This is a genomic window from Bradyrhizobium jicamae (assembly GCF_018130215.1).
GTDB lineage: Bacteria > Pseudomonadota > Alphaproteobacteria > Rhizobiales > Xanthobacteraceae > Bradyrhizobium > Bradyrhizobium jicamae_A.
This window is the reverse complement of the sequence record NZ_JAFCKQ010000002.1, coordinates 416674-440402: the sequence shown is the minus strand read 5'-3', so window position 1 is coordinate 440402 and position 23729 is coordinate 416674. Positions and strand designations below refer to the sequence as shown.

Annotated in this window: 16 protein-coding genes; 9 read left to right on the top strand and 7 right to left on the bottom strand. The window is 65.6% G+C overall.

The features are described from left to right. The first annotated feature begins 77 nt into the window (after positions 1-77). Positions 78-1385, top strand: coding sequence for an NCS2 family permease (locus tag JQ586_RS05040; protein ID WP_212393381.1), 1308 nt, complete (start codon positions 78-80; stop codon positions 1383-1385). A gap of 206 nt (positions 1386-1591) precedes the next feature. Here JQ586_RS05040 and JQ586_RS05035 read toward each other — a convergent pair whose 3' ends face one another. The 5 genes from JQ586_RS05035 to uraH are packed head-to-tail and all read right to left on the bottom strand — an operon-like array spanning position 1592 to position 7836. Next, entirely contained in the window at positions 1592-2632 is a 1041-nt protein-coding gene (locus tag JQ586_RS05035) for a hypothetical protein (RefSeq protein ID WP_212393380.1), read from the bottom strand. 35 nt (positions 2633-2667) lie between these two features. Then, a complete protein-coding gene (gene xdhC / locus JQ586_RS05030) occupies positions 2668-3630 on the bottom strand; it encodes a xanthine dehydrogenase accessory protein XdhC (protein ID WP_212393379.1) in 963 nt (320 codons plus the stop codon). A gap of 7 nt (positions 3631-3637) precedes the next feature. Further along, complete coding sequence (gene xdhB / locus JQ586_RS05025; RefSeq protein WP_212393378.1) at positions 3638-5980, bottom strand: xanthine dehydrogenase molybdopterin binding subunit; 2343 nt, start codon at positions 5978-5980, stop codon at positions 3638-3640. Next, positions 5967-7493: a xanthine dehydrogenase small subunit gene (xdhA, locus tag JQ586_RS05020; protein WP_212393377.1), complete on the bottom strand. Its 1527-nt coding sequence runs from the start codon at positions 7491-7493 to the stop codon at positions 5967-5969. Before xdhA ends, xdhB begins: the two co-directional genes overlap by 14 nt. Continuing rightward, positions 7465-7836: a hydroxyisourate hydrolase gene (gene uraH / locus JQ586_RS05015; protein ID WP_212393376.1), complete on the bottom strand. Its 372-nt coding sequence runs from the start codon at positions 7834-7836 to the stop codon at positions 7465-7467. The genes xdhA and uraH overlap by 29 nt, the downstream gene beginning before the upstream one ends. A 170-nt stretch (positions 7837-8006) precedes the next feature. Between uraH and puuE the strand changes: the two genes are divergently transcribed. Together puuE and guaD are read left to right on the top strand one after the other, a co-directional pair. Then, positions 8007-9428 (top strand): allantoinase PuuE, encoded by a 1422-nt coding sequence (gene puuE, locus JQ586_RS05010; RefSeq protein ID WP_212393375.1) that lies wholly within the window; start codon positions 8007-8009, stop codon positions 9426-9428. Beyond that, on the top strand, positions 9425-10753 hold the full coding sequence (gene guaD, locus JQ586_RS05005) for a guanine deaminase (protein WP_212393374.1): 1329 nt from the start codon (positions 9425-9427) through the stop codon (positions 10751-10753). The genes puuE and guaD overlap by 4 nt, the downstream gene beginning before the upstream one ends. Positions 10754-10792: 39 nt before the next feature. Here guaD and JQ586_RS05000 read toward each other — a convergent pair whose 3' ends face one another. Next, the gene (locus JQ586_RS05000; protein ID WP_212393373.1) at positions 10793-11719 is read right to left on the bottom strand and encodes a LysR family transcriptional regulator; all 927 of its coding nucleotides are present in this window, start codon (positions 11717-11719) and stop codon (positions 10793-10795) included. A gap of 114 nt (positions 11720-11833) precedes the next feature. On the opposite strand from JQ586_RS05000, the gene JQ586_RS04995 reads away from it, so the two are divergent. The 3 genes from JQ586_RS04995 to hutH (JQ586_RS04985) are packed head-to-tail and all read left to right on the top strand — an operon-like array spanning position 11834 to position 15994. Continuing rightward, positions 11834-13066, top strand: coding sequence for a urate hydroxylase PuuD (locus JQ586_RS04995; protein ID WP_212393372.1), 1233 nt, complete (start codon positions 11834-11836; stop codon positions 13064-13066). 10 nt (positions 13067-13076) lie between these two features. After that, positions 13077-14342 carry an allantoate amidohydrolase gene (locus tag JQ586_RS04990; protein WP_212393371.1) on the top strand — a complete coding sequence of 422 codons (1266 nt, stop codon included), beginning with the start codon at positions 13077-13079 and terminating at the stop codon, positions 14340-14342. Positions 14343-14365: 23 nt separating this feature from the next. Next, positions 14366-15994: a histidine ammonia-lyase gene (gene hutH / locus JQ586_RS04985; RefSeq protein ID WP_212393370.1), complete on the top strand. Its 1629-nt coding sequence runs from the start codon at positions 14366-14368 to the stop codon at positions 15992-15994. Positions 15995-16031: 37 nt separating this feature from the next. Here hutH (JQ586_RS04985) and JQ586_RS04980 read toward each other — a convergent pair whose 3' ends face one another. Continuing rightward, positions 16032-18863, bottom strand: coding sequence for a DEAD/DEAH box helicase (locus JQ586_RS04980; protein ID WP_249147278.1), 2832 nt, complete (start codon positions 18861-18863; stop codon positions 16032-16034). On the opposite strand from JQ586_RS04980, the gene JQ586_RS40365 reads away from it, so the two are divergent. The 3 genes from JQ586_RS40365 to hutH (JQ586_RS04970) all read left to right on the top strand — a co-directional run bounded on the left by JQ586_RS40365 (position 18862) and on the right by hutH (JQ586_RS04970) (position 23673). Then, the gene (locus tag JQ586_RS40365) at positions 18862-19032 is read left to right on the top strand and encodes a hypothetical protein (RefSeq protein WP_249147276.1); all 171 of its coding nucleotides are present in this window, start codon (positions 18862-18864) and stop codon (positions 19030-19032) included. The two genes, JQ586_RS04980 and JQ586_RS40365, sit on opposite strands and share 2 nt — an antisense overlap. Positions 19033-19545: 513 nt before the next feature. Next, complete coding sequence (locus tag JQ586_RS04975; protein WP_212393368.1) at positions 19546-21864, top strand: molybdopterin-dependent oxidoreductase; 2319 nt, start codon at positions 19546-19548, stop codon at positions 21862-21864. A 279-nt stretch (positions 21865-22143) separates the two neighbouring features. After that, a complete protein-coding gene (gene hutH / locus JQ586_RS04970) occupies positions 22144-23673 on the top strand; it encodes a histidine ammonia-lyase (RefSeq protein ID WP_212393367.1) in 1530 nt (509 codons plus the stop codon). The last annotated feature ends 56 nt before the right edge of the window (positions 23674-23729 follow it).

The window sequence follows — 23729 nt, the reverse complement described above, 5'->3', positions numbered from 1 at the left end:
CGGCGCTGCGGATCCGGGTCAGGAAACACTGTCGGACACATCAGCAGCGCGCCAGGCGCTGCCGGTCGCGACGTCGCATGGAGGAGAATTCTGCGGTGCTGAACGCCTATTTCAATCTCAAGGAGCATGGCACCTCGGTGCGAACCGAAGTCGTCGCCGGCATCACCACCTTCCTGACGATGTCCTACATCATCTTCGTCAACCCCGAGATCTTGTCCACCACGGGCATGGATCGCAACGCCGTGTTCGTCGCCACCTGCCTCGCGGCGGCGCTCGGCTCCCTGATCATGGGGTTGTACGCGCGCTGGCCGATCGGCATGGCGCCCGGCATGGGACTGAACGCCTTCTTCGCCTTCACGGTCGTCGGGGTGATGGGGTTTTCCTGGCAGCAGGCCCTCGGTGCGGTCTTCATCTCGGGCGCCATCTTCGTGGTGCTGACCGTCAGCGGCGTGCGCAGCTGGTTGATCTCCGGCATCCCGCATTCCATGCGCAGTGCCATCGGCGCGGGGATCGGCTTGTTCCTGGCCATCATCGCCCTGAAGAGTTCCGGCATCGTGGTCGCAAGCCCGGCTACCTATGTCACGCTCGGCGACGTCACCAAGGTCGGGCCGCTGCTGTCGATCCTCGGCTTCTTCATCATCGCGGGGCTCGACGGGCGGAAGGTGCGCGGGGCTATTCTGATCGGAATTCTGGCGATCACGCTGTTGTCGATGGCCCTTGGCGTCAGCAAGTTCAACGGCGTGGTGTCGCTGCCACCGAGTATCCTGCCGACCTTCCTGCAACTCGACCTCATGGGCGCGCTGCACAGCGGGTTGCTGCACGTCATCCTCGTGTTCGTGCTGGTTGAGGTCTTCGACGCCACCGGCACGCTGATCGGTGTCGCCAAGCGCGCCGGCCTGATCCAGCAGGGCAAGCCGAGCCGGCTCGGTCGGGCGCTGCTGGCGGACAGCGCGGCCATCGTCGCCGGTTCGCTGCTCGGCACCAGCAGCACGACGGCCTATGTCGAAAGTGCGTCCGGCGTGCAGGCCGGCGGCCGGACCGGGCTCACCGCGCTGGTTGTCGGCGTACTCTTCGTCGCGGCCCTGCTGTTCGCTCCGCTGGCCGGATCGGTTCCGGTCTACGCCACCGCGCCGGCGCTGCTCTATGTCGCAGGACTGATGCTGCGCGAGTTGCTCGAGGTCGAGTGGGATGACGTGACCGAGGCGGCGCCTGCAGCGCTGACGGCGTTGATCATGCCTTTCACCTATTCGATCGCCAACGGTCTTGCCTTCGGCTTCATCAGCTACGCGGTGCTGAAGGCGCTGACCGGCCGGTACCGCGATGTCCACGCGGCGACCTGGCTGGTCGCGGCGCTGTTCGTCATCCGCTTCGCGGCCTTTAGCTGATCCTTCCAACGAAACATGCGACCCGCGCCTTCGCCGGCGCGGGTCGTTTGCTTTTTGGAGCCTCATCGGTTCAATCGGACCAGCGTGCTCCAACGGTCGCATGCCGGAGCGGCCCCTCGGGCACTCGGCATCAAATGGAGAATCCGGAACGAAGAAAGGCGGCGCCGCGGGAGGATCGCGGCGCCGCCTTGGTGTCGGCCTCACGTTCAGAATTTGACGGATATGCCGGAGTAGAGCGACTTCTCGGTGCAGCTCTTGTTGTTGACACCATTGGCGAAGAAGCAGACGCCGTTGGCCGGATTGCTGTCATCGAGGCCGAACTTGTTCTCCCAGTAGCGATAGGCCACCCAGATATCGACGAAGTGGGTGTATTTCGGGCCCCAGAACAGCTTGCCGGCGTCGAAGGTCAGGCGGATCGGCTCGCTGTTGATCTCGATCTTGGTGTTGTTGGTGGCCGGCACGGTGAAGCTGCCGTAGGCACCGTCGCCCTTTGGGCCGTAGAAGCCGGCGCGGCCGCTAACCGCGAAGTATTGCAGGCTCTCCGGCAGGAAGCCGAGGTCCATGTAGTAGTTCATCTCGACTGCCCAGGTCGGGTGGAAGTGGGTGTTGCCGTCGGGCAGGCCGGTAAAGCCGGCGGGCATGAAGCCCGGGGTCAGGAAGGCGTTGTGGTTCCACTCCTGGTAATACAGCGGCGAGACATTGAAGTAGCCCTTGTAGGGGAGGTCGAAGGCGAACTGCAGACCGGCGACCACGTCCTTCTTGTTGGGCGCCAGGAACTGGTTCTCGGTCTCGCCGTCGGCACCGACGATGAAGGAGATGTTGCTGAGCGGGCCAACCGAGAACGCCTTGGTGTTGAAGATCTGATTCCAGCCGAAGGTGCTGCGGAACAGGCCATAGAACTCAGTCGCGCCCGCGCAGTTGTTGGCTGCTCCGACGGACGGCAGGCACGGCGAAGCCGGGTCGCGGTTGTCGGATTTGAGCAGATCGAGATTGATGAAGTTGGTGCCATAGGCCCAAACGTCGAAGTGGGTGAAGGCAAACACCTGCTTGGCGGTGCGGTCGGCGGCACCAGGCGCGGTGGCGGCGAACTGGTAGGCGTAAGTCAGGCGGTTGTCGTTGACGATGAAGAACGGCAGGTCGGGCACGGACTTCGGCGCTTTCGTCGGCTGCACCTCGTCGGCGGCGAGAGCGGAGCTGGCCGTGGCAAATGCCAAGCCGGCCGCAACTGCAATCGATTTGCAAGACACGAATATTTCCTCCTGATGGTTGATTTGTTGTCTGATTACCGATGACGGCCGGCGCCTCTCGGCACCCGCCGCTGGTTGGCCTCGGCGCCGTACGCCTCCCGGGCGCACTCGCCAGCCCGTCGCGGCGAATGGTCGGTCGGGCTGGCATCGATCGCGACGACAGTGCTGACGTTGGTCTGCGCGGTCGCGTCAGTCGCGAAAATCGTTATCAACTCGGCCGCGGCCAGCGCCGCGATCACGGCGGGACGCTTGTCCCGGACCGACGCGCTGCCGATCGGACAGGTGATCCGGGCGATGTCGCTTGCCGCGATGCCCTGCTGTCGGAATGCCGCCTCGAAGCGCTTGCGCTTGGTGCGCGAGCCGATGATGCCGAGGTATCGGAAATCACTGCGCTCCAGCACCGTGCTGGCGATCAGTGCATCGAGGGTGTGGCTGTGGGTCATTACCAGGTAGGCAGCGCCGGCGGGCGCGGCGTCGACCTCCTTCAGCACGCGCTCGGTCGCGATCTGGACAACGCCGGGCGCATCGAAGCCGGCAAACTCCGCGGCACGGTTGTCGATCAGGCGGACATGAACCGGAAGCGGGGACAGCGCAGTCGCCAGCGCCCTTCCGACGAAGCCGGCGCCGAAGATCAGGATCTGGGGGCGGCTTGCGCGCTCGGCGGCTTCGTCCATGGTCATGGCGGCCAGGATTTGCGCATCGGCCCGCTCGATCGTGAGAGTGACGTGGCCGCCGCAGCACTGGCCGATGGCCGGGCCAAGAGGAATGTCGAGGACGCGGCGGTCAGCGCTCGACGCAAGCAACTCGCGGGCAGCGGCGATCGCGTCCCATTCCAGTCGGCCCCCGCCGATGGTGCCGTCGGTCTGGTCGGCAGTGACCAGCATGGCGGCGCCGGCTTCCCGTGGCGTCGACCCTCTCGCCTTGGCGACGACGACACGTGCGACATCGATTCCGGCCGCAAGACAGGTCGCAAGTGTTTCAGCGAGCCCCTGGGTCATGATGTCCCTAGGCTTTCGCTGCTGCCGCCCGCATCCGGTCGACGGTGTCGAGGACCCGTTCCGGTGTCGCCGGCGCGTCGAGCCGCGGACAATGACGATAGTCCGCGACGCTCGCGACCGCATCGGAGATGGCATGCAGCGCCGATACGCCGAGCGGCAGCGGCGGTTCGCCGACCGCCTTGGAGCGGAAGATGCTTTCCTCCCGGTTCTGGCCGTCGTACAGCGCCACGTTGAAGATGCGGGGACGATCGCTGCAGGCCGGGATCTTGTAGGTCGACGGCGCATGGGTGCGCAGCCGGCCCTTGCCATCCCACCACAGCTCCTCGGTGGTGAGCCAGCCGGCGCCCTGGACATAGGCGCCCTCGATCTGGCCGATGTCGAGGATCGGGTTCAGCGAACGGCCGCAGTCATGCAGGATGTCGACGCGTTCGATGCGATATTCGCCGGTGAGCGTGTCAACGGCCACCTCGGTGCAGGCCGCACCGTAGGCGAAGTAGTAGAACGGCCGGCCGCGCCCGGCCTTGCGATCCCAGTGGATCTTCGGCGTCTTGTAGAAGCCGGTCGCGGACAGTTGCACGCGCGCGAGATAGGCCTGCTTGACCACGTCCGCGAAGGGGACTTCCTGCTGGCCGATCCGAATGCGGTTTGGCAGGAATATGACCTCGTCCTCGCGGACGCTCCATTTCTCCGCCACGAACCTGGTGAGCCGCTCCTTGATGGTTAGCGCGGCGGCCTCCGCCGCCTTGCCGTTGAGGTCGGCGCCGGACGAGGCTGCAGTTGGCGAGGTGTTGGGCACCTTGCCGGTTGTGGTGGCGGTGATCTTGATCCGCGAGATGTCGATCTGCAGCACCTCGGCGACCACTTGGGCCACCTTGACGTAGAGGCCCTGCCCCATCTCCGTGCCGCCGTGATTGATCTGCACGCTGCCGTCCGTATAGACCAGCAGCAACGCACCAGCCTGGTTCGACGAGGTCAGCGTGAACGAGATACCGAACTTCACCGGGGTGAGCGCGATGCCGCGCTTGATGATCGGGCTTCCGGCATTGGCGGCGCGGATCGCGGCGCGCCGCGCACGGTAGTCGCAGTCGCGCTCCAGCTTCTCCACCAGTTCGAGGGCAATGTTGTCCCTGACCGTCTGATGATAGGGCGTCACGTCGCGCCCCGCCTTGCCGTAGAAGTTGCGCTTGCGTACATCAAGCGCATCGAGACCGGTGGCGTAGGCGATCTCCTCGATCAGCCGCTCCGCGCCGACGATGCCCTGCGGACCGCCGAAGCCGCGGAAGGCGGTGTTGGAGACGGTGTTGGTCTTGAGCGGCTCGGACACCGCACGGACGGCAGGATAGAAGTAGCAATTGTCCGCATGGAACAGCGCGCGGTCAGTGACCGGGCCGGACAGGTCCGCCGACCAGCCGCATTTTGCGGCGAACGTCATGTCGACGCCCTGGATGCGGCCGTCGTCGTCGAAGCCGAGGTCGTAGTCCATGGTGAAGTCGTGGCGCTTGCCGGTCATCACCATGTCGTCGTCGCGGTCCGGGCGGATCTTGGCGGCCCGCTTCAGCCGCTTGGCGACGAGCGCGGCATAACAGGCGAAGGCGCTGCATTGGGTCTCCTTGCCGCCGAAACCTCCGCCCATGCGGCGCACCTCGATGGTGACGGCGTGAGCCGGCACACCGAGGGTCACCGACACCATGTGCTGCACCTCGGTTGGGTTCTGGGTCGAAGAGTAGACCGTGACGTCGTCTTCCTCGCCCGGCACGGCGTAGGCGATTTGACTTTCGAGGTAAAAATGCTCCTGGCCGCCGATCTGCAGCCGCGCGCTAATTCGGCGCGGAGCCGCCGCGAGGGCCGCGGCGGCGTCGCCACGAGCGAGGGTCATGGGCGTGGTGACCAGCTTGCCCGTGGCCTTGGCAGCGTCGATATCGAGTACCGGTGGCAGGTCATCATAGGTGATGGCGGCCAGACGGACAGCGGCGCGGGCCTCAAGACGGGTGCCGGCGGCGACAATGAAGACGGGTTGGCCGGCGAACTCGACGCGATCTGTCGCCAGCAGCGGCTCATCGTGCAGGTGCTGTGGGCTGACGTCGTTGTCGCCGGGAATGTCCGCAGCGGTGAACACCGCGAGCACGCCGGGTGCGGAACGCACCCTGGACAGGTCGACGTCGACAAGGCGGGCATGCGCCCGCTCGCTGAGGCCGACATAGACATGCACCATGCCCTCGGGCTCTGGCATGTCGTCGATATAAACCGCTTCCCCGGTGACATGGCGGCCGGCGCTGTCATGCGGCAGAGACGCCGCTACGCCGCTTTTCAGCGTCGCCGCTTGCGGAAAGATGCGTTCAACCCTGGACATGTGCGAGCGCCTTGTCGCCGACGAGCCTGGTTTCAATGTCGGGATGCGTCAGTTCGAGGTGGAGCCGCTCGATCAGGTTCTGCGCGCTGCGCAGCCGGTAGCCGGCGCTGGCGCGCATGTCGGTGAGCGGGCTGAAGTCGTCCGTCAGCGCCGTCTTGGCCGCTGCGACCGCAGCGGCGTCGAATGTGCGCCCGCGCAGCGCCTGCTCGGCGGCGGCCGCCCGCTTTGGGGTCGCGGCCATGCCGCCGAAGGCAAGACGGACGTCGGTGATACAGTCTCCATCGAGCCGCAGCCAGAACGCGCCCAGCACGGCGGAGATGTCCTGGTCGAAGCGCTTGGAGATCTTGTAGACGCGGAAGCGGTCGGCGCGGGTCGGCTTTGGCACGGTGATCCGTTCGACGAATTCGCCGGGGCGACGGTCCTGCTTGCCGTAGGCGAGGAAGAAGTCGGCGAGCGCCATCGATCGCCGCTCCCCGCCGCGGCGCAGATGCAGTGTCGCGCCGAGCGCCATCAGCGACGGCGATGCGTCACCGATCGGCGAGCCATTGGCGATGTTGCCGCCGATGGTGCCTGCATTGCGGATCGGGGTCGACGCGAGGCGACGGATCAGTTCGCCGAGATCGGGATAGTGGAGGGCCAGCACCTCTCTGGCATCGCTATACGTAACGCCGGCGCCGATCTCGATGGCCGCGCCGCTGTCGTCGAGGGCGCGCAGCTCGCGCACGCGGCCGATCCACACCAGCACGGGCAGGTCGCGCATCTGCTTTGTGATCCACAGTCCGACATCGGTCGATCCGGCGACGATGGTGGCCTGCGGGCTGGCAACCAGGATTTCGGCCAGCGCGTCCGCAGTGGCAGGCGCATGGAAGATGCCGGAGGAGTCACCAACCTGCACGGTCGCCTCGTCCTGCAATGCTTCAAGCCGCGCCAGCGTCGCCGCTGCGTTGCGGTCGAACCGGTCGGACGTCACGGATGCGCATGCCCGCCGCGCGGCTCGCACGATCGGTGCATAGCCCGTGCAGCGGCACAGGTTGCCGGACAGAGCATCGTCGATGGCCTGGTCGGTAGGCGATGGGCCGCTGAGCTTGCTGAACGCAAACAGCGACATCACGAAACCCGGAGTACAGAAGCCGCATTGTGAGCCGTGCTGCTCGACCATCGCCGCCTGCACGGCGTGCAGAGTGCCGTCGTCCTCCTTCAGGTGCTCGACGGTGAGCAGCTGGGACCCGTCGAGGCTGCCCACCAGCTGGATGCAGGCGTTCACCGCGCGGTAGATCAGCCGGCCCTGGTCGGGGCGCACCACCACGACGGTGCAGGCACCGCAGTCGCCCTCGTTGCAGCCTTCCTTGGTGCCGAGATGACGCTTGGTCAGACGCAGCCAGTCGAGGACCGTCATCGTCGGAGCGATGTGGCTGATCTCTTGCAGGTCGTATCCGAACAGAAAGCGAATGTAAGGTCGCAAGCGAAATCCTCCATCAGGGCGATCAGCTGCCCCGGTAGGTGCCGTAGCCATAGGGAGAGATCAGAAGCGGCACGTGATAGTGCGCATTCGGATCGGCGATCCCGAAGCGGATCGGAATGTGGTCAAGGAAGGCGGGCTCGGGCAGTTCGCCGTGCTCTCTGCGCAGATAGGCGCCGGCATGGAACACGAGTTCGTAGCGGCCCGTAACCATCGTCGGGCCTGACAACAGAGGGGCGTCGCAACGCCCATCAAGATTGGTCTGCGTCTCGATGACGACCCTCGCGCCGCCGGTGTCGAGGTGGGACAGCACGATGCGCATCCGCGCTGCGGGCCGGCCGTTGCTGGTGTCGAGGACGTGCGTCGTGAGGCGTCCGCCGCCGTACTGGCTGCTCATGAGCGTTTCCCGTCAGGCCGCGATCAGCGCGACTTCTCCTGCAGGAACACTGTCACGTTTACCGTCGACCGGCTTGCCGGCTGCTTCGGAAACATCTTGTGAAATTCCCGAAAGAACAGTCGGCCACCACGCGCATAAGGTCGCGCGGCTTTTCGTAAGGATGCTGCTCGATGATCAAGACGACTGACTATCCGCGCGATCTGGTCGGTTATGGCCGGACCTTGCCGCAGGTCACCTGGCCGCGCGGGGCCAGAGTCGCCGTGCAGTTCGTGCTCAATTACGAGGAGGGCAGCGAGAACTGCGTCCTCCATGGCGATGCCTCCTCGGAGGCGTTCCTGTCGGAGATCGTGGGGGCGCAGCCCTGGCCCGGCCAGCGCCACATGAACATGGAGTCGATCTACGAGTACGGCAGCCGCGCCGGATTCTGGCGGCTGTGGCGGCTGTTCACCGGTCGCAAAATCCCGGTCACGGTGTTCGGCGTCGCGACGGCGCTGGCGCGCAATCCGGCAGCGATCAAGGCCATGCGCGAGGCCGGCTGGGAGATCGCCAGCCACGGCTACAAGTGGATCGAGTACAAGGATATGCCGGAGGCGGCCGAGCGCGAGCACCTGAGGCTGGCGATCCAACTGCATCAGGAGGTGACCGGCGAGCGTCCGGCCGGCTGGTATCTCGGGCGCTGCTCCGAGCATACCACGCGCCTGGTGATGCAGGAGGGCGGCTTCCTGTATTCGTCGGATTCCTACGCCGACGACCTGCCCTACTGGATCGAAGGGCCGCACGGCCCGCATCTCGTCGTGCCTTATACGCTCGATGTCAACGATATGCGGTTCGCAACCGCGCAAGGCTTCAATGCCGGCGACCAGTTCTTCTCGTATTTGAAGGATTCCTTCGACGTATTGTACGCCGAAGGCGTGACCGCGCCGAAGATGCTGTCGATCGGACTGCACTGCCGGCTGATCGGTCGGCCCGGCCGGATCGCTGCCCTGATGCGCTTTATCGATTACGCGGCGTCGCATCCGCAGGTGTGGTTTGCCCGCCGCATCGACATCGCACGCCATTGGCTGCGCCACCATCCGCCGCCGGGCGGTCTGCAACCGACCCGGATGTCGTGCGCACAGTTCGTCGAGTGCTTCGGCGATATTTTCGAGCATTCGCCGGAGCTTGCCGAAGCGGCCCATCGCGCCGGTCTGACCCCGGCGGACGATGCCGCCGAGGGGCTGCACGCGACCATGATCGCGGCGATGCGCGCGCAATCACCGGAAAGACAGCGGGCTCTGGTTGCTGCGCATCCCGATCTCGCCGGGCGGCTCGCGCTCGCCAAACAGCTCACGGACGATTCCACGCGCGAACAGGGCAGCGCCGGCCTCGACCGGCTTAGGCCTGAGGAACTCGCCGAGTTCACCGTTCTGAACGAGCGCTACCGCGACCGCTTCGGCTTTCCGTTCATCCTCGCCGTGAAGGGACGCGACAAGGCAGAGATCCTCGCCAATTTCAAGAGCCGGCTCGACAACAGCGCCGAGGAGGAATTCGAGGAAGCACTGCGCCAGATCGAACGCATCGCACTGCTGCGACTGAAGGATCACCTGCCATGAGTCCCGCGCTACCGGTCAAAATCGAGCGCGCGCTGCGCGGCCGCTTACTGAGCTTCCATGCCGATCCGCGCATTGTGGGACCGGATGCCGGCCATCGCTACATCGAGGACGGCGTCGTGCTGATGTCCGGCGGCCGGATCGTCGCGGTCGGCGAGGCGACCGCGCTGCTGCAACGGATTCCGACGGGCACTGCGGTCGACGATCATCGCGGCCGTCTGATCCTGCCCGGCTTCGTCGACACCCACATCCACTACCCGCAGACCCGGGTGATCGGCTCTTACGGCGAGCAGCTGCTGGAATGGCTGCAGAAATACACCTTCGTCGAGGAGCAGAGGCTGCGCGACCGGAGCCACGCCGAGCATGTCGCCCGCTTCTTCTTCGACGAACTGCTGCGCCAGGGTACCACCACCGCGGCGGTGTACTGCTCGGTGCATCCCGAATCGGTCGAGGCGTTCTTCGCCGAGAGCGAGAGGCGTGGAACGCGGATGATCGCCGGCAAGGTGATGATGGACCGCAATGCGCCGGAGGCGCTGACGGACACGGCCGAGAGCGGCTATCGCGAAAGCCGCGCGCTGCTGCGCCGATGGCACGGCCGCGGCCGTCAGCTCTACGCGATCACTCCACGCTTTGCGATCACCTCGACACCCGAACAGCTCGAGGCGAGCGGTGCGCTGGTGCGCGAGTTTCAAGATGCGTATGTTCAGACCCACCTCGGTGAAAATCTCGCCGAGATCGCCCTGGTGAAGGAGATGTTTCCCGCGGCGAAGACCTACGCCGACGTCTACCAGCGCTATGGTCTGCTTGGGCCGAAGTCGATTTTCGGCCATTGCATCTATCTTGAGGACAGCGAGGTCGAGGCGCTGGCGGCGAGCGGCTCGGTCGCTGCGTTCTGCCCGACCTCGAACCTGTTCCTCGGCTCGGGGCTGTTCGACATGCGGCGCCTGCAGCACGGTGACGTGCGCGTCGGGGTCGCGACCGACGTCGGCGGCGGCACCACCTACTCCATGCTGCAGACCGCGAACGAGGCCTACAAGGTGCTGCAGATGCAGGGCCAACGCTGGCCGGCGTTGCAGGCGTTCTACATGATGACCCGCGGCAATGCGTCGGTACTTGGCCTCGGCGACCGCATCGGCAGCCTTGAGAACGGTCGCGAGGCCGACATCATCGTGCTCGACGCGCGGGCGACGCCGGCGATGGCCCATCGCATGGAGTGCATCGACGGCAATCTCGCCGAAGAGCTGTTCCTGCTGATGACGCTCGGCGACGATCGCTGTGTGGTGGAGACCTACGTCGCCGGCCGGCCGGCGAAGCCGAAGCCGATGTGAGCGCTCAGACTCCGACCGGCTTGGCATCGAGCGGAACAATCACAATTTCTTGCCGACGATGGCGAGTTCCTTCGACACATGGCGACGTATACCCTCGACGGACATGTCCACGAACGCCTTGACCCGCAGCGGCAGCATCTTGCGGGTGGGATAGAGCACACCCAGCGTCACCGGTTGAGGCGGCGCGTCCGGTAGCACCGGCACCAGGCGGCCGCTGGCGATGTGCCCGGCCACCTCGAAGAGCGGCATCATGACGATGCCTTGGCCGGCGAGTGCCCATTCGATCAGCACGTCGCAATCGTCGGCGTCGAGCCGGCCGGACACCGGCAGGGTGTTGAATTCGTGGTCGACCATCAGCGTCCAGCGGAACTGCTGCGAGCCCGGAAACCGCAGCAGCAGGCAGCTGTGGCGCAACAACTCCGATGCGGTCTGAGGCGTGCCGTGCTGCTCGAGATAGGCGGGCGAGGCGCACAGCACCCGCTCGATGTCGGCGATCTTGCGCAGCGTGAAGGTGGAATCGCGCAACTGCGCGAGGCGAATGGCGACGTCGACGGATTCCTGCACGAGGTCGAGCAGGTGGTCGGACAGCCGCAGGTGGATGTCAGTCTCGGTGTGCTCTTCGCGGTAGCGCGCCGCCAGCGCAGAGATCACCCGCCGCCCGAGGCCGAGAGGCGCGGTGACCTTCAGCGTGCCGCGCGGCGTCGCGCCGGCCTCGGTGACGCTGACTTCGGCCCGCTCTACCGATTCGACGATGTCGAGGCAGCGCTCGTAGAACACCCTGCCGGCCTCGGTCAGGTTCATGCGGCGGGTGGTGCGGCTGACAAGCCGGCAGTTGAGGTGGGTCTCCAGGGCCTGGATCCGGTAGCTGATCACCGAAGGCGACATGCGCAGGCTGCGCCCGGCGGCGGAAAAACTTCCGGCTTCCGCCGCCCGCATGAAAATCCTGATGTTTTCCAGCGAGATCATCGGACCTCCGATTTGTCGAAAGTTTCGAAAGATATTCCCGAAATTCGCGGATGTGCAATGGAATTGGCCCGGTTAAGCGTCTCTGGATCGGGAGAAGACGATCGGGAGACGGCAATGATTCCGTATGTTCTGGAGTGGGGAAGCCTGCTGCTGCGCTGGCTGCACGTCATCGCGGCCATGGCGTGGATCGGATCGTCGTTTTTTTTCATGCACCTGGACGCCAGCCTGCGGGCGGCGCCGGACCTTCCGGCCGCCAAGGGCGGTGTCGGCTGGCAGGTGCATGGCGGCGGCTTCTACGAGATGCGCAAATACCTGGTCGCCCCGGACTTCATGCCGGAGGAACTGACCTGGCATAAGTGGCAGGCCTACACGACCTGGATCTCGGGCTTCTTTCTGCTGGTCTGGATCTATTACGCCCAGTCCAGCCTCTACCTCGTCAATCCGGAGGTGATGGCGCTGACCGGCCCGCAGGCCTCCGCCATCGGCATCGGCGCACTGGCCGTTGGCTGGCTGATCTACGACCGGCTGTGCAAATCTCCACTCGGCAACAACGAGACGCTGCTGGGCCTGATCGGGCTCGCGGTGATCGTCGCGGCAAGCTACGGCTTCACCCTGGTATTCAGCGGTCGCGGCACGTTGATCCATGTCGGCGCGCTGATGGCGACCTGGATGGCCGGCAACGTATTCATGGTCATCATCCCCAACCAGCGCAAGGTGGTGGCGTCGCTGATGGCAGGCGAGGCGCCGGATCCGGCGCTCGGCAAGCAGGCCAAGCAGCGCTCGACCCATAACAACTACCTCACCCTGCCCGCCGTGCTTCTGATGCTGTCGAACCACTATCCCGTGCTTTACGCCAACCCGGCCGTGATCCCGCCGATCGTGTTCCTGATCACCATCTCGGGCGCACTGATCCGCCACTTCTACAATGTCCGCCACTTCGACCATGCGAAGTCGCCCTGGTGGGTCTGGGCGACGGTCGCCGTGGCCCTGTGGCTCACCTTCTGGATTGCGATGGCGTCGTCGCCGACCGGCCGGGCACAGCTCGGCCTTGCTGCGACGCCGGCTGCGGTGTCAACAGCGGCGGCGCACACGTCACCGCCGGCGAACGTGGTCGAGATCGTCACCTCGCGCTGCGCCATGTGCCACGCCGCGGATCCGGTTTGGGATGGCATCCAGATCGCGCCCAAGGGCGTGTTGCTCGATACGCCGGCGCATATCGCCCGCCAGGCCGAGGCCATCAACCTGCAGGCTGTGGTCAGCCGCGCCATGCCACCGAACAACATCACCGAAATGACCGCCGACGAGCGCCTTGCGCTCGCCGCCTGGCTGCGCAGCGCCACCAACTGAGCGAGGATCGATGTTTGGTTCAGTCCATGTGACACTAGCGGCCGGGTCGCTCGGCGGCCGGGTCATGGCGCGGCTCGAGGAGCTGGCGGCCCTGACCGACGAGCCCGGCGCGCTGACGCGCCTCTACCTTTCGCCCGCGCACCGCCGCGCCGCCGATTCTCTGATCGGCTGGTTCCGAGAGCTCGGCGTTGCCGCGTCGATCGATGCGATTGGCAATGTCGTGGCGCGCTATGAGGCTGCGACATCAGGCGCGCCGGCGCTGATCATCGGCTCGCACATCGATACGGTGCGCAATGCCGGCAAGTATGACGGCAATCTCGGCGTGGCCGCTGGCCTGGTCGCTGTCGAGGAGCTGGCGCGGCGCGGTGAACGGCTGCCTTTCGCGATCGAGATCGTGGCCTTCGGCGACGAGGAGGGCGTGCGTTTTCCCGTGACACTGTCCGGCTCGCGGGCACTGGCCGGCGCCTTCGATCCGACGAGTCTCGATCAAAGGGACGAAGACGGCGTGACGCTGCGCGAGGCGCTGATCGCGTTCGGTTGCGACCCTGACGGGATTGCCGCTATCGCCCGCAGGCCGGCCGATGTGCTCGGCTTCCTCGAAGTCCATATCGAGCAGGGGCCGGTACTCGAGACCGAGCGCCTGCCGGTCGGCATCGTCACCGCCATCAATGGTGCGACGCGACTTGCGGTCGAGATGCGCGGCGTCGCCGGCCACGCCGGCACAGTGCCGATGGCGCTGCGGCGCGACGCGCTCGCCTGCGCGGCCGAAGGCCTCGTGGCCGTCGAGGAGCTGGCGCGCGGCGACGAGGGCCTGGTCGCGACGGTCGGACGGATCGAGGCGCGGCCCGGCGCGGTCAACGTCATTCCAGGCGAAGTGCGCTTCACCATCGACCTGCGCTCGCCCGATGATGCCCGGCGCCGTGCAGCGGTGGCGCGGATCCGCGAGCGGCTGGCCGCAATCGCAGCGGCGCGCGACGTGGCACTCGACATTGCGACCACCCACGAGGCGGGTGCCTGCGCTTGCGATCCGGCGATCATCGCTCAGGTCGAGCAGGCGGTGGTCCGCCACGGCCTGCGGCCGCTGCGGTTGGCGTCCGGCGCCGGCCATGACACCATGGCGGTCGCGGCGCTCTGTCCCGTCGGCATGCTGTTCGTGCGCTGCGCCGGCGGCGTCAGCCACAGCCCGGCCGAGAAAATCACTGCCGCAGATGCCGACGTGGCGATGCGGGTGCTGCTCGACACCATCCGCCATTTCCGGCCCGTGCGGGCCGACTGATCGATCGCTGGAGACCTCCCAACATGACCATTGTTATCGACGGCCTGACACTGACGAGCGACCAGGTGCTTCGCGTGGCCCGCCCGAACGGCGGCCGTTTCGCCGCGGCCGAGCTCGATGCCGCCGCCCGGGCGAAGCTGGTCGCGGCGCGCGCCTACATCGATGCCAACTTCATGCACGACGAGGCGCCGCTGATGTATTCGTTCAATACCGGCGTCGGCCTGTTCAAGGATCAGCGGGTGCTGATGGCGGAGATGGCCGAGTACCAGCGCAAGACCGTCTACGCCCACGCCACCGGCATCGGCGAGCCGTTTCCCGAGGACGTGACGCGCGCCACCATGCTGCTGCGCGCCAACGCCTTTGCCTCGAACTATTCCGGTCCGCGCATCGAGGTGGTGGATCGCCTGCTCGCCTGCCTTAACGCCGGGCTGCACCCGGTGATCCCGCAGAAGGGTTCGGTTGGCGCCTCCGGCGACCTCGCGCCGCTCGCGCACATGTCCGGCGCGATCTGCGGCTTTGCCGAAGCCGAGATGGTCTACAAGGGGCGCCGCATGCCGGCGCGCGAGGCGCTGCGCGAGGCCGGCTTCGAGGTCGATTTCCCGCTGTCAGCAAAGGATGCATCGGCCCTGATCAACGGCTCGACAGTGTCGCTGGCGCTCGCGGTGCTGGCGATCGAGGATGCGAGCCGCATCCTCAAACACGCCGACATCGCCATGACACTGTCGCTGGAATGCATGCGCGGCGAGCTCGCCGCGTTCGATCCGCGGGTCCATGTCGCGCGCCCCCATGTCGGGCAGGCGGCGAGCGCGCACAACATCCGGCGCATCGTCGAGGGGTCAAAGCGCTGCTCGGAAGCGGCGCGGATGACCGTCTATCCCGACGAGAGCCGCGCGCCGGGCAAACCGCCGGCGCCGCGCGTGCAGGACGTCTATTCGCTGCGCTGTACGCCCCAGGTCCACGGCCCGATGCGCGACGCTCTCGGCTATGTCGGCAAGGTCATCGGCACCGAGATCAACTCGGCAACCGACAATCCCCTGATCTTCGACGACGGCGCGGGTGGCTACACCTGCATCTCCGGCGGACATTTCCACGGCCAGTACGTGGCCCAGGTCATGGATCTCCTGGCGATCGCCGCCACCGATCTCGGCTCGATCAGCGAGCGCCGCCTTGCGCGCCTGATCGACCCGACCATGAGTTACGGCCTGCCGCGCAACCTGCTCGCCGGCAAGCGCGGCCTCAATACCGGCTACGCCACCGTGCAATGCTCGATGTCGGCGCTGGTGATGGAGAACCGCACGCTGTCGACGCCGGGTTCGGTGGACTCGATCCCCGGCAAGTCGAACGCCGAGGACCATGTCTCGAACTCCACCTGGTGCGGCCGCAAGGCCCGCACGGTGGTCGAGAATGTCGAGCAGATCGTCGCCTGCGAGATCCTGATGGCCGGGCAGGCGCTTTCGCTGATCGAGGAGCAAGCCAGGGAGCATCCGATCGGCAAGGGCAGCCGCGCGGCGCTCGACGCGCTGCGCAGCGTGGTCGAGCCGGCGCTCGCGGGTGACCGCTGGTACCACCACGAGATGATCGAGGTGCTGGCGCTGGTGCGCTCGGGCGCCATCGTCGAGGCGGTCGAGGCGGCCGTCGGCCCACTCGAATGAGGGATCGGCCGCGGCACCCGAAGCCGCCGGCCCGGCTCTACCCGTCCAAAATCTCCAGGAACCCCTGGACCCGCTCGAATGTCTTCTCGCTTCCCTTGTCGGCGTAGAGCACGCGATCGCCGTCGCGCTCGACCGATCTCGATTTGAACTTGCGCAGCCGGCCCGGCAAGAATGTCGCCGCAACAGCCTCCGGCCCAACGTCGAGCCTGATGATGCCTCGCCGCTTGCAATCGAACCTGAGCCGCGCCGCAGCGAAGAAATCGCGCGCCGCCGGCGGCGGCCTGCCGAAACGCCGCGCGGTTTCGTCCTCCAATTCCTCGAGGTCGTCCTCGCTGCGACATCTCGCGACACGGCCATACAACTCCAGCCGAACCGCAAGCGACTGCACGTAATCCGTGGGCAGCTTGTCCGCGACCGGCAGATTCAGGTCTGGCACCCACAGATCGGCGGCCCCGTCGGTCGTCTTCTCTGAAGCCAGCTTCAGCAGGTGGCTGTAAAGCACCGGTCCGAAAACCTGCACATGGCCCGACTGCCGCTCCGAGAAGAGGTCTCCTGCACCTCTGAGATCGAGATCCCGCTCGCTGATCGCGAAGCCCGCGCCCGGTCTGCTGAACTCCTCCAAAACAGCCAGGCGCCTTTCGGAATGCTCCGACTTCGCTTCGGTCAGGAGATACGCGAAGGCTCGTATTCCGCCTCGCCCGACACGGCCTCTCAGCTGATGAAGTTGCGCCAGGCCGAATTTTTCCGGCCAGCACACCACGATGGTGTTCGCCCGGGGGATGTCGAGTCCACTCTCCACGATGTTGGTGGCCAGGAGGACGTCCGCCTCGCCTTCGACGAAGGTCATCATTCGGTCGTCGATCTCGTCTGCCGGCAATCTGCCGTGAAGGCAGACGATGCGGAGATCCGGAGCCGCCGCCTGAACCCGCGCCAACATCGGGTCCAGATCCTGAATGCGCGGGCAGATCAGAAAGCTCTGCCCGTGACGCCTCTGCTCGCGCAGCAATGCCGCGATGATTGCGCCGTCTGACAGCGGCGCGACCTTGGTCACGACCGGAAGCCGATGAACCGGCGGTGTCGCGATGAGGCTGAGATCCCTGAAGCCTGCAAGACCCGCCGCCAAGGTTCGCGGTATCGGCGTGGCACTCATCCAAAGCGTGTGGACACCCTTGGCCAGAGCCGAGAGTTTCGCCTTCTCGGCTGCGCCGAAGTGCTGCTCCTCGTCGACAATGACGAGCCCAAGGTCGGCGAACTTGACATCGTTCGATGCCAGAGCCTGCGTGCCGATGACGACCTTGAGTTTTCCCCGCCGCAGCCCCTCCTTGACTTCCCTCGCCTGCGCAGCCGATGCAACCCGCGACAGGCTTCCCACTTCGATTCCGAGCGAACCAAACCGCTTGGCAAAATTCGCGACATGCTGCCTTGCCAAAACGGTCGTCGGCACCGCGATGGCGACCTGCTTGCCGGACAGCGCGACCGCCGCGGCTGCCCGCAAGGCGACCTCCGTCTTGCCAAAGCCAACGTCACCACAGACGACCCGATCCATGGGATGGCCGGCCCCGAGATCATCCAGGACGTCACGGACCGCGCGCGCCTGGTCGACCGTTGCGAAATACGGAAATCGCGCGACGAACCTTTCGTAGGCCGGCCCCGGAGCGACCAGCTTGGGGGCACGGCGGCGACGGCGCTGCGCAATATGCCTGGCAAGCTCTTTGGCGGCGGTCTGGATTTCCCGCTCCGCCTCCCCTCGTCGACCCCACCAGCTGCTTCCGTCCGCCTTGTCCAGGGTGAGCTTCCCGGGCTCCGCAGCATAAGGCCAGATGAGGGCGAGGTCGGCAGGCGGAACGAGAACGGCATCGTCACCCGCAAACTTGAGCCTGATCATCTCGCGGACTGCCCCTTTGGCCACGTCGAGGGTCTGCAAACCGTCCAGCAAAGCCAATCCACGCTGGAGATGGATGACCACTGCCCCCTGTTCCGGAACATCCGGGTGGTCGAATGCCGCGGTCCAGGCCCGAGCCATCGGCTGGGGGTGATGAGCTCTGCTGCCGAGCACATCGGAGGCCGTAACGACCACAACGGGTTTCCGACCGGAGACAACAAAGCCGGCGTCGAAATCGGCCAACAGAGCGCCCCCGCGATCTCGCGCTCCCGTCGCCTCATCGAAGTCGGCGTAGCGCTCTGTCTTCAGCCCGCTCAAGCGTTCCATCGCGCGCAAGTCGTCCTCCACCGCCGCGACGAAGAGCAGCCGCGATCCGGCGCGCTGCGTGTCGGCGACGAATGCGCGAAGGGTCCTCCTCGGCGACGGTTCCTTCGAGAAGTCCGGCGTAGCCGTGTACGCTGCCTTCCTGGGCAGCACGCTCATGCGCCTTGTCAGTCTTCGCCAGTCTCCTCGGCCCAGATACTCCCGTTCCGGGTCCCTGCGACCGGCCGCTTCCTCGATCGTCCTTAGCCAGTTGCCGGCATGGTCCGGAACTCCAGCGTCCGCGATCCATTGCGCGCGACCGCAATAGTCCGGCAAAGCCGCCCGACTTCCCCGCTTGCCGCCCAAGGCGAGTTGCTCGGACATCGGGTCGATCAGCAGCTCTTTGACTTCGGAGATGACGTCATGCTCATTCGGATCGACGGCGACGATTCTGCGGATCGCGTCACCGGAATGCTCGATCCGGTACGGACCAAGCGCACCGGCAGGAAAAATCTCAAAGGTCTTGCCGTGAAAGAGAGCCGTGCCCGGGTATTCCGCCTCTTCGTCCAGATCGTATCCCGCGGCCTCCAGCCGGCTCTGAATATCCCGCTCGGCGTATGTCGCGCCGACCTTCAGATTTATGCCGATGCGCCCCCAACTCGCGGGCACGGGCAGCCGATCCATGATCGCCTCCGCCGTCGAAACCAGCAAGGCGGGCCTCTTTGCCCTGGCGAGACGCCGCAGCACCGAAGACCGTCTGCCGGCAATCTCCCGGGATGGCTCCAATCCATCGAACGGCAACGTGTTCAGTCTGGGAAAGACCAGCACGTCAACCGAAGAAGCGAGCGAGTGAAGGACGCTCCCAAGCCGCTCCGCCCTGTTCTCATCCTCGGCAAGGAAGGCGATGCCGTCGCGTCCCGACTTCCTCCATTGTTCGAGAAGATGAAGCGCCAACATGCCGAGGGGTGAGGACGTGGAGACGGCAGATCGGGCTCCCCCCCTGCTTTTCTTTGTCGAGCCAGTGGCGGCACGGGCTTTCTTTTTCGTTCCCACGAAATATCCATCGTCGTTTTTGAGAATGCAGATATCTCTGCGAATCCCGACCTGATTACAATTTCGCAATCGCGTTGAACAGCGGACAGAGTATCGCCATCGCCCGCATCGGGCAGCCAGAAGCGGAACTTGCCTCATAACAGTGGGATACAGCCGTCGTGCGTCCCGAGGCCGACCGCGTCGGCCCGAAGAATGCCCCTGTCGGGATCGATGACATGCGCGCAGGCGCTCAACATCCCCAGGGCCGGTTCCGAGTTGTTTTATTATGCTTATCATATAATATCATCGCCATCCGGTCCGGGAGGAAGGTGCGATGTCGAACGCAGGATGGAAGAAAACCGCTTGCAACATCTGCTACGTCAATTGCGGGGTCGAGGTCCTCGTCGAGGAGGATCGCATCGTCAAGGTGCGCGGCGACCGCGACAATCCAAAATCGCGGGGCTATCTCTGCAACAAGGCGGCACGGATTCCCTTCTATGCTCATCATCGCGACCGGTTGACCACACCATTGCGGCGGCGCCCTGATGGCGGCTTTGACGCCATCGACTGGGATACTGCGATTGCCGAGATCGCCGCGCGGCTGCGGGATGTCGTCGACCGCCACGGCGGCAAGAGTATCGCCCTTTATGGTGGCGGCGGTCAGGGCAATCATGCCGGCGGCGCCTATGCGACCGGCTTCCTGCGGGCACTCGGCTCGCGCCACGTGTTCAACGCGCTGTCACAGGAGAAGACCGGCGACTTCTGGGTCAACGGCCATCTGTTCGGCAGCCAGACCTGCCACACGGCAGAGGACGTGCATCACTGCGACCTCCTCTTCGTGATCGGCGCCAATCCCTGGATCGCTCACGGCTTCCCCAATGCGCGCGACCATCTGAACCAGATCAGGAAGGACCCTGCCCGCAAGCTGATCGTGATCGATCCGCGCCGTACCGAGACCGCCGAGATGGCCGACCTGCATCTCGCCGTGCGGCCCGGTGCGGATGCCTTCCTGCTGGGTGCGATCCTCGCCACTCTCGTGCGCCGTGATGCGCTGGATCATGACTTTCTGACGGAACGCACCATGGGGCTGTCCGAAGTGACGGAGGCTCTGCTGCGCATTCCCGTCGCGCAATGGGCCGCGGCGGCGGACATTTCGCTCGAACAGATCGAGCGATGCGCCGACATGATCTCTGAGGCCAGGGCGATGACGGTCCGCGTCGAACTCGGCATTCAGCAGGGCGTCAACTCCACCCTCAATTCCTATCTCGAAAAGCTGCTGATCATGCTGACCGGCAGCTTCGGCAGGCCAGGCACAAACCAGCTTCATAGCTGGCTGATGCCGCTTTGGGGCAACTCGCCGAACCAGCAGTTTTCGGCCACCGGTACGGAAGTGATCGGCGGGTTGCTCCCACCCAACATCTTGCCGCAGGCGGTGCTGAACGATCACCCTGACCGCCTGCGTGCGGTCTGGATCGACAGCTCGAACCCGGCCAACACCGCCGCCAATACCGCGGAAGTGGAAAAGGCGCTTGCCGCGCTCGACCTCTGTGTCGTCGTCGATGTGGCCATGACCGAGACGGCCCGGCTCGCCCATTACGTGCTGCCGGCCTCTTCGCAGTACGAGAAGACCGAATTCACGCTGTTCAATTTCGAATTCCCGAAGAACTTCTTCCATGTCCGCGCAGGCGTAGTGCCGTCGCTGCAAGGCACTCTGCCCGAGCCGGAAATCTATACGCGGCTCGCCCGCGCGCTCGGGCTCCTGCCCGGCGACAACGCATTGGCGCCGCTCCGCGAAGCCGCCTTCCATTCACGGCCCGCGTTCGCGCAGGCACTTCGCGCCTTCATGGGCGCCAATCCGCAGAGCTCCGCGGTCGGCGCGCTTGTGCTCTATCATACGCTGGGGGCAACCCTGCCCGACGGAACCGCTGCCGCGGCGCCCCTCTGGCAGGCGGCGCAGGCCTGCGCCAGGCGCTCGCCCGATGCGGTGCGGCGCGCACTCGGGCCTGATGGCAGCGTGGCGGATGCCGATCTTGGCGGCGCATTGTTCGATGCCATCGTCGGCACGCGCAGCGGCGCTGCCATCACCGAGCACAGCTACGAGGACGTGTGGTCGCTGGTCAGCCATCCCGACCGCAAGGTGCATCTTGCCATTACACCGCTGCTCGAATGGCTCGGCAGACTCGATCCCGCGGCGACACGGACGCCCAACGATTATCCCTTCGTGCTCGCCGCCGGCCAGCGGCGCATGTTCAACGCCAATCAGATCTTCCGCGATCCGGCCTGGCGGCGTGAAGATCCCGATGGAGCACTTCTGATCAGTACGCGCGACCTCAAGGAACTCGGGGCGAGCGACGGCGATTGGATCGCCGTGCGGTCGCCGGCCGGCGGCAGGGTCGTGGTCCGTTGCAAGACAGATGACAGCCTGCGCCAGGGCCAGCTCGCGCTGCCGCATGGCTACGGCCAGAGCTATCCGACCCGCGACGGCGAACGGCTCAGCAACGGTCCCCGCGTCAATGCCCTGACCGACAGCGGCAATTGCGATCCGATCGCGGCGACACCGTACCACAAGCACGTGACGGTTCGATTGGAGCGGCTGCCGGAGAGCGAGGCTGCCGTCTTCGAGGAACGCTCGCGGCGAATTCACGGCGCCTGAACCTTCGGACTGAGCTCGAAGTTCTTCGAATGGCCTCGCGGATCATCAGCGACTTCCGAAGGCCACGTTGATGCGCTATCCTGTAAAAGTGAACCGCGCTTGATTGGCGGCTCCTCGGTTCCCTTGCCGGCGAGGCGGGACTGGGCTGCCGGCACGTCATGCTGCTCTCCGCGATGCTTGGCTCTGACCGCCCTTCGTACGCGTTAGTTTACGGTACCAATGCGCTCGGGTCGCTTCGAGGAGAAGCATGGCGCCGCGACGCCCGCATGGAGTCACAAATTGCACGACATCCGCCTGCGGCCTGGACAAGTCACCCTCCCCGAATGGCGGAGCATTTATCGGGGAGCCGGCGTTCGCCTCGATCCTGCCTGTCTGCCTGTCGTCGAGCGCAGCGCCGCCGCGGTGGAGGCCATCGTCGCAAGAGGTGCGCCCGTTTACGGGATCAACACGGGGTTCGGAAAGCTTGCGCGGGTACAGATCGACGTCGATGACCTGGAACAGCTGCAGCGGAATCTCGTGCTTTCACATGCAGCGGGTGTCGGCGATCCCATTTCGATCGAAACAACCCGCCTGCTGATGGCTCTCAAGCTCGCCAGCCTTGCCCAGGGCGCATCCGGAGTAAGGCCGGCGACCCTGGTGATGCTCGAGGCGCTTCTCGCGAGCGGGTTGACCCCAATGATCCCTTCGCAGGGCTCGGTAGGTGCCTCTGGTGACCTTGCACCTTTGTCACACCTGGCCGCGGCAATGATCGGCGTTGGTGAAATCTTTGTCGCGGGGGTACGAGTCCCGGCCGCGACCGCACTTGCCAACGCCGGGCTCACGCCGCTGACGTTCGGTCCGAAAGAAGGGCTGGCATTGCTGAACGGAACGCAATTCTCGACCGCCATCACGCTTGCCGCGCTGGTAGAGGCTGAAAACCTGTTCCATGGTGCGCTCGTCACCGGCGCGCTTTCCACCGATGCCGCCAGGGGTTCAGACACACCTTTCGACCGGCGCATCCATATGCTGCGCGGACACCGCGGCCAGATCGAGACGGCCGACGCGCTGCGCGCGCTCATGGCGGGATCGGCGATCCGTGCATCCCATCTTGTTGGTGACGAACGCGTCCAGGATCCGTATTGCCTGCGCTGCCAGCCCCAGGTGATGGGCGCGGTCCTGGACCTGCTTCGGCAGGCCGCCTTCACAATCGCAACTGAAGCCAATGCCGTCACCGACAACCCGGTGATCTTCGACGATGGCGAAGCACTTTCCGGAGGCAACTTCCACGGCGAGCCTGTGGCATTTGCCGCCGACATGATCGCATTGGCGATCTGCGAGATCGGCTCCCTCGCCGAGCGGCGTCTCGCCATGCTGATCGATCCCGCTCTGTCGGGGATGCCCGCATTCCTGACCCCTAAGCCAGGACTCAATTCCGGCTTCATGGTTCCGCAGGTGACGGCGGCGGCGCTCGTATCGGAGAACAAGCAGCGCGCCTATCCGGCAAGCGTCGATTCGATCCCCACGTCTGCCAATCAGGAGGATCATGTCTCGATGGCCGCACACGGCGCCCGGCGTCTTCTGCCGATGGTAGAGAACGCGGTCGCGGTGATCGGGATAGAGTTGCTGGCAGCCGCCCAAGGGTGCGATTTCCATGCACCACTCACCTCCAGCCCGGCTCTCGAACGGGTGCGCGCGGTGGTGCGCAAGGACATCGCCCATCTCGATGACGACAGACACTTCTACCCGGACCTGCAGCAAGCGATCGCGCTGGTGCGCAACGGCACGGTTGCGGCCGGCGCAGCGGTTCAGTTGCCTGCAATCCTGTCTTGACCCCCATAGCGCAGGCCGCACTGTTGGACGCAACGGCATGTTGCGAAGGCGGATGC

What these genes read in the sequence shown, in the direction of transcription:
- JQ586_RS04990 (WP_212393371.1), top strand. Translation starts at nt 13,077, where the DNA reads ATGTTTGGTTCAGTCCATGTGACACTAGCGGCCGGGTCGCTCGGCGGC.
- JQ586_RS04975 (WP_212393368.1), top strand. Translation starts at nt 19,546, where the DNA reads ATGTCGAACGCAGGATGGAAGAAAACCGCTTGCAACATCTGCTACGTC.
- JQ586_RS04995 (WP_212393372.1), top strand. Translation starts at nt 11,834, where the DNA reads ATGATTCCGTATGTTCTGGAGTGGGGAAGCCTGCTGCTGCGCTGGCTG.
- JQ586_RS05040 (WP_212393381.1), top strand. Translation starts at nt 78, where the DNA reads ATGGAGGAGAATTCTGCGGTGCTGAACGCCTATTTCAATCTCAAGGAG.
- xdhC (WP_212393379.1), bottom strand. Translation starts at nt 3,630, where the DNA reads ATGACCCAGGGGCTCGCTGAAACACTTGCGACCTGTCTTGCGGCCGGA.
- guaD (WP_212393374.1), top strand. Translation starts at nt 9,425, where the DNA reads ATGAGTCCCGCGCTACCGGTCAAAATCGAGCGCGCGCTGCGCGGCCGC.
- xdhA (WP_212393377.1), bottom strand. Translation starts at nt 7,493, where the DNA reads ATGGCTACGGCACCTACCGGGGCAGCTGATCGCCCTGATGGAGGATTT.
- puuE (WP_212393375.1), top strand. Translation starts at nt 8,007, where the DNA reads ATGATCAAGACGACTGACTATCCGCGCGATCTGGTCGGTTATGGCCGG.
- xdhB (WP_212393378.1), bottom strand. Translation starts at nt 5,980, where the DNA reads ATGTCCAGGGTTGAACGCATCTTTCCGCAAGCGGCGACGCTGAAAAGC.
- JQ586_RS05000 (WP_212393373.1), bottom strand. Translation starts at nt 11,719, where the DNA reads ATGATCTCGCTGGAAAACATCAGGATTTTCATGCGGGCGGCGGAAGCC.
- JQ586_RS40365 (WP_249147276.1), top strand. Translation starts at nt 18,862, where the DNA reads ATGATCGCCTCCGCCGTCGAAACCAGCAAGGCGGGCCTCTTTGCCCTG.
- JQ586_RS04980 (WP_249147278.1), bottom strand. Translation starts at nt 18,863, where the DNA reads ATGGATCGGCTGCCCGTGCCCGCGAGTTGGGGGCGCATCGGCATAAAT.
- hutH (WP_212393370.1), top strand. Translation starts at nt 14,366, where the DNA reads ATGACCATTGTTATCGACGGCCTGACACTGACGAGCGACCAGGTGCTT.
- uraH (WP_212393376.1), bottom strand. Translation starts at nt 7,836, where the DNA reads ATGAGCAGCCAGTACGGCGGCGGACGCCTCACGACGCACGTCCTCGAC.